This window comes from Phenylobacterium sp. (assembly GCF_031425575.1).
Taxonomy (GTDB): domain Bacteria; phylum Pseudomonadota; class Alphaproteobacteria; order Caulobacterales; family Caulobacteraceae; genus Phenylobacterium.
This window is the reverse complement of sequence record NZ_JANPJP010000212.1, coordinates 1-4682: the sequence shown is the minus strand read 5'-3', so window position 1 is coordinate 4682 and position 4682 is coordinate 1. Positions and strand designations below refer to the sequence as shown.

The 4682-nt window shown below is 67.8% G+C and carries 5 protein-coding genes and 1 tRNA gene; 1 reads left to right on the top strand and 5 read right to left on the bottom strand.

All coding sequences use genetic code 11. From position 1 onward, the window contains the following. From RMO97_RS12315 to RMO97_RS12295, 5 genes are all read right to left on the bottom strand, one after another. The coding region (locus RMO97_RS12315; protein ID WP_310541361.1) for an acyl-CoA dehydrogenase family protein at window positions 1–205 on the bottom strand (205 nt) is incomplete at its 3' end. 91 nt (window positions 206–296) lie between these two features. Continuing rightward, window positions 297–1733, bottom strand: a complete 1437-nt coding sequence (locus tag RMO97_RS12310; RefSeq protein WP_310541360.1) for a lysozyme — start codon at window positions 1731–1733, stop codon at window positions 297–299. A 67-nt stretch (window positions 1734–1800) separates the two neighbouring features. Next, entirely contained in the window at window positions 1801–3252 is a 1452-nt protein-coding gene (mgtE, locus tag RMO97_RS12305) for a magnesium transporter (RefSeq protein ID WP_310541359.1), read from the bottom strand. Window positions 3253–3317: 65 nt separating this feature from the next. Continuing rightward, a tRNA-Leu gene (locus RMO97_RS12300) sits at window positions 3318–3402 on the bottom strand. 54 nt (window positions 3403–3456) lie between these two features. Continuing rightward, window positions 3457–3717 carry a FliM/FliN family flagellar motor switch protein gene (locus RMO97_RS12295; RefSeq protein WP_215339996.1) on the bottom strand — a complete coding sequence of 87 codons (261 nt, stop codon included), beginning with the start codon at window positions 3715–3717 and terminating at the stop codon, window positions 3457–3459. A 67-nt stretch (window positions 3718–3784) separates the two neighbouring features. On the opposite strand from RMO97_RS12295, the gene lipB reads away from it, so the two are divergent. After that, window positions 3785–4513, top strand: a complete 729-nt coding sequence (gene lipB, locus RMO97_RS12290) for a lipoyl(octanoyl) transferase LipB (RefSeq protein ID WP_310541358.1) — start codon at window positions 3785–3787, stop codon at window positions 4511–4513. Window positions 4514–4682: the final 169 nt, after the last annotated feature.

The window sequence follows — 4682 nt, the reverse complement described above, 5'->3', positions numbered from 1 at the left end:
CCCCGTATTCCTCCTCGACGGTGACGCCATGCAGGCCAAGCTCGCCCATCTGGGGCCAGAGCTGGCGCGGGAAGGTGTTGGTCGCGTCGATCTGCGCCGCGAGGGGCGCGATGCGGTCGGCGGCGAAGCGCGCGGTGGTGTCGCGGATGGCCTCGGCGGTCTCGCCAAGTCCGAAGTCCAGCGAAGGTCCAGGGTTGGGGATCATGCAGCGGTGTTAGCACGACAAGGCCCAAAACGAGAAAGGGGCCTGGCGATACGCACCAAGCCCCCTTCCCACTATCCCCCCCGGGATTTGTTTACTCGGCGTCGAGGTCGTCCTCTTCGTCGAGGTCGCCCCGGCCCAGCCGGTCGAGCATGAGATAGACCGCCACCCCGAAGAAGCCGATGCCGGCGAGCGCCGCCATCCAGCCCACGGTCATGGGGTTCAGAAGGCCGCCGTCGCTGTCGGGGCTGACGCTGGCCGCCCAGAACAGGCCGCCGGCGAAGAAGGCCAGGCCCACCACGGTAAGGCCCACCAGCAGCGGCAGGCTAAGCTTGGGCTGCTCCGGCTCCAGCAGGTCGAAGGCCGGGTCGTAGTCCAGGGTGTCGTCGATCAGGATGCGCCGCTCTTCGCGGGGCGGCGACGGCAGGGTGAGCTGGTCGTTGGCCGCCGAGGTCTGGCGGTCGAACAGGGTCGGGTGCGATTCGTTGGCGGCGACCGGCAGCTCCAGGCGGGGCCGCTCCATCGGTGCGGGTTCGTAGGTCTCCTCCGGCGGCGTCAGAACGAAGGCGCGGTCGCCCCCGGCCATGGCGACGGGCGCGGCGGGAGGCGGCGCGGTGGGCTGAATGAAGACCGGCTGCGGCGCAGCCTCCACCGGCGTGGGCGCAGGGGCCGGCGCAGGGGCCTCGAGCTCAGGCTCAGGCGTCGGTTCCACCCGGGGCGCGGGCTCGAAGGGCGCCTGGGGCGCCGGTTCTTCGGCCGTGGTGTCGCGGAAGATCGTGGAGAGGCGCGAGGTGACGCTGGCCGCCGCCGTCTGGGTGGGGCTCAGTTCCTCTTCCGGGACGACCGGCACCAGGGGCGGGGTGGGTTGCGCCGCCGCCACGGTGACGGGGCCGACGGCCTCCACCGGCAGAACCGGGGCCGCGTGCGGCGCGACGACGTCTGTTTCGCGCTCGACGATGGCGCGCGGGCCGTCCATCGGCGCCTTGAGCGCCATGGGGGTTTCGCGCGGCACCATGCCGGCGGCGTCCATGTCCACATTGGGACGCAGGATCGGCGACGGAGCCGGGACCCAGCCGTGGGTCGGGGTGAGGAACAGGGTCTTCTCGGCCGAACGGCGGCGGACCAGGGCGTCGATGACGATGCGTTCGCCCTCGAAATCGGCCTTGCGCCACAGCTCCATGGCGCAGGCCGCCTGCAGCAGCTGGCCTTCATTGACCCGGCGCAAAACCGAGGACCGGCGGAAGTTATCCACACCGATGTTGAAGGCGAAGGCGCACAGGGAATCGAACTGGTTCTGGGTCAGCGGGGTGTAGGTCCACTCGTTGACCGAGTGGGCGACCGCGATCAGGTCGTAGAGCAGCAGGGCCTCGGCGTCCTGTTCGGAGACTTCCGCCCCGTCGCGCGCCGTGAGCGTGTGGCCATAGCCGATCGTCCAGCGGCCATCGGCGAGCTGGGCGGACTTCCGGCGGTACCCTTCAAACCGCTTGATCAGGTCGATCGCGGTTCGGGAAACTTGGTGACGCGGTTTCATGGCCAGTTGACCCAGTTTGAGACAGACGCCGAAGCGCTTGGGTCTCAACGGGCAAGATAGAGGCCGGTTACAACAGGATCACAGCCGCCAAGCCCAGGAAGGACAGGAAACCCATGAAGTCGGTCACGAATGTGACGAAGACCGATGACGAAACCGCCGGATCGCGCCCCAGACGGTCAAGGGTCAGGGGCACGAGGGTTCCCACCACCGCGGCGATGGACACATTCACGATCAGGGCCAGGGCCACGGTGATGGACAGCCGCAGGTCCTGGAACCAGAGGAAGACCGCCACGGACATGATGGCGGCCAGGGTCGCGCCGTTGAGGACGCCGACACTGACCTCGCGCAGGAAGATGCGCATGGCGTTCGAGGCGTTCAGTTCACGGTTGGCCAGGGCCCGGACCGCGACCGCCAGGGTCTGGGTGCCCGCGTTGCCCCCCAGGGAGGCCACGATCGGCATGATCACCGCCAGGGTGACCAGCTTGGTGATCTCGTCCTGGAAGGCGGCGATGACGCTGACGGCAACTGTGGCGGTCAGAAGATTGAGGATCAGCCACGGCAGGCGCGAACGCACGATGCCCAGCACGCCGGCGTCGCGGCCGGCGTCGGTCACCCCGGCCAGCGCCAGGATGTCCTCTTCGCTCTCGTCCTGGATGACGCCGACGATGTCATCGACGGTGATCTGACCCACCAGCCGCCCGCCCGGCTCCACCACCGGCGCGGAGATCAGGTGGTACTTGTCGAAGATGTAGGCCACCTCCTCCTGGTCCATCTGGACGGGGATTTCGGTGATCGGCTCCATGACCTGGGCCAGGTGCGCGTCGCGCCGCGTGCGCAGCAGGTGGCTGACCGGAACCGCGCCCACCGGCCTGTGGGAGGGATCGACGACATAGACGTCGAAGAACAGCTCGGGCAGCTCATCGCCTTCCTTCAGGAAGTGCTCGATGGTCTGGCCGACGGTCCAGAACTGGGGCGCCCAGACCACCTCGCGCTGCATCAGGCGACCAGCGGTCTCGTCCTCATAGGCCAGGCTGCTCTCGATGGCCGAGCGTTCCATCTCCGGCATGGCGGCCAGCACCTGGGCGCGCTTGTCGTCCTCCAGGTCGTCGACGACATCCACCGCGTCGTCGGAGTCCATCTCCCCCAGGGCCTTGGCCAGGGTCGCGTAAGGGACGTGCTCGAGCACATCCTCGCGGATCTCGGTGTCCAGCTCGGACAGAATTTCGGCCAGGGCCTCGGGATCGAGGTGGGCCACCACTTCGGAGCGGTAGTCCGACGACAGGAAGCCCATCAGGTCGGCGACGTCGGCCGGGTGCAGGGCGGCCAGCAGTTCGCGCAGGCGCTCGGCGTCGCCACGGTCGATCGCATCGACGACCATGGCCACGAAGTCAGGGTTTAGGGCGTAGTCCTCGCCAAGGGCGAGATCCTCGAGGTCCTCGACCTCGGCGGACGACAGGCTCTCTCGCGAGGCCCGCAGGTCCAGAACGTCGTCCTTAGGATGTTCGGTGTCGCGGCTCATGCGGACCTCCCCTCCTAACGTATGACGATGTTCTAGCTCTGCAGCTGCGAAAGACCCTGATTCACTGGTGCGGTCGAGAAGACTCGAACTTCCACGGGTTGCCCCACAGCGACCTCAACGCTGCGCGTCTACCAATTCCGCCACGACCGCTCGTGGTGAGGCGCGGCAGGTAGCAAACCCCCGCGCGTTTGTGAAGCGTTGTGGCTAGCCGCCGGCCATATAGTCGTAAACATCGGCCGCGCGGGTCACCGCGATGGAGATGCGATCCTCGTTGATCTGGATCTCTCCACGGGCGACGGGGTGGTTATTGGCCAGAATCCACACCTCTTCGTTGACACCGGCGTCCAGCGGGATCACCGCACCCCGGCCCATCCGCAGCAGCTGCTGCATGGGCAGGGTGGAGCGACCCAGCACCACCGAAATCTCGACGTTGACGGCGTTAACCTGACCCAAAACCCCACCCATCAAAAAACGCTAAGAAATCAAAGGGGGCTTTGCGCCCCCCGATCCTTGGGCCCACATTGGCGCTGACATGCTTGACCGGTCGTTAAATGCTGACGCTCCCGCGCCCTATTTCGGAAGGGCCGACGGCGTCCCCGCGGGATGGGCGGTCTCGACCGGATATGTCGGATACGAGGCTGCCGTCGCCGCGATGGAAGCCCGCGCAGCCGCCATCGCCGAAGGCGCGGCGGGGGAACTGATCTGGCTTTTAGAGCATCCGCCGCTCTACACGGCCGGAATCTCCGCCAAATCGGCCGATCTGCTGGAGCCGGACCGATTCCCGGTCTTCGCGACGACCCGCGGCGGGCAGTTCACCTATCATGGCCCAGGCCAGCGGGTGGCCTATGTGATGCTGGATCTGAGCGCCCGGCGGCGGGACGTGCGCGCATTCGTCGCTGGCCTTGAGGCCTGGGTGATCGGCGCCCTGACGCGGTTCAACGTGACCGGAGAGATTCGCGACGGCCGGGTCGGGGTCTGGGTGGAGCGCCGCGTGTCCGGCGCGCCCACGCGTGAGGACAAGATCGCCGCCATCGGGGTGAAGCTGCGCCGCTGGGTCTCGTTCCACGGGGTCTCGCTGAACGTCGAACCTGACCTCGACCACTTCTCCGGCATCGTCCCCTGCGGCCAGACCGAGCACGGGGTCACCAGCCTGGTGGACCTCGGCCTGCCGGTGACCATGGATGAGGCCGACGCGGCGCTGATGGAAAGCTTCGGCCAGGTGTTTGGGCCCGTGGAGCGAGTGGAGGCGCCGCTGCTGTGACCCCTTTCCTCCCCCGTTTACGGGGGAGGGGGACCGCCGATAGGCGGTGGAGTGGGCGCGACCGGACACCGTGGATGGGGCTCGCCCCCTCCACCACGCTACGCGCGCCCCCCCTCCCCCGTTCACTTCGCGACAGGGGAGGAAAAGTATCTCAGGCCACCACGGCCCG

Excerpts from the sequence above, each read along its gene's own strand:
- RMO97_RS12310 (WP_310541360.1), bottom strand. The coding sequence starts at position 1,733 with ATGAAACCGCGTCACCAAGTTTCCCGAACCGCGATCGACCTGATCAAG.
- mgtE (WP_310541359.1), bottom strand. The coding sequence starts at position 3,252 with ATGAGCCGCGACACCGAACATCCTAAGGACGACGTTCTGGACCTGCGG.
- RMO97_RS12295 (WP_215339996.1), bottom strand. The coding sequence starts at position 3,717 with ATGGGTGGGGTTTTGGGTCAGGTTAACGCCGTCAACGTCGAGATTTCG.
- lipB (WP_310541358.1), top strand. The coding sequence starts at position 3,785 with ATGCTTGACCGGTCGTTAAATGCTGACGCTCCCGCGCCCTATTTCGGA.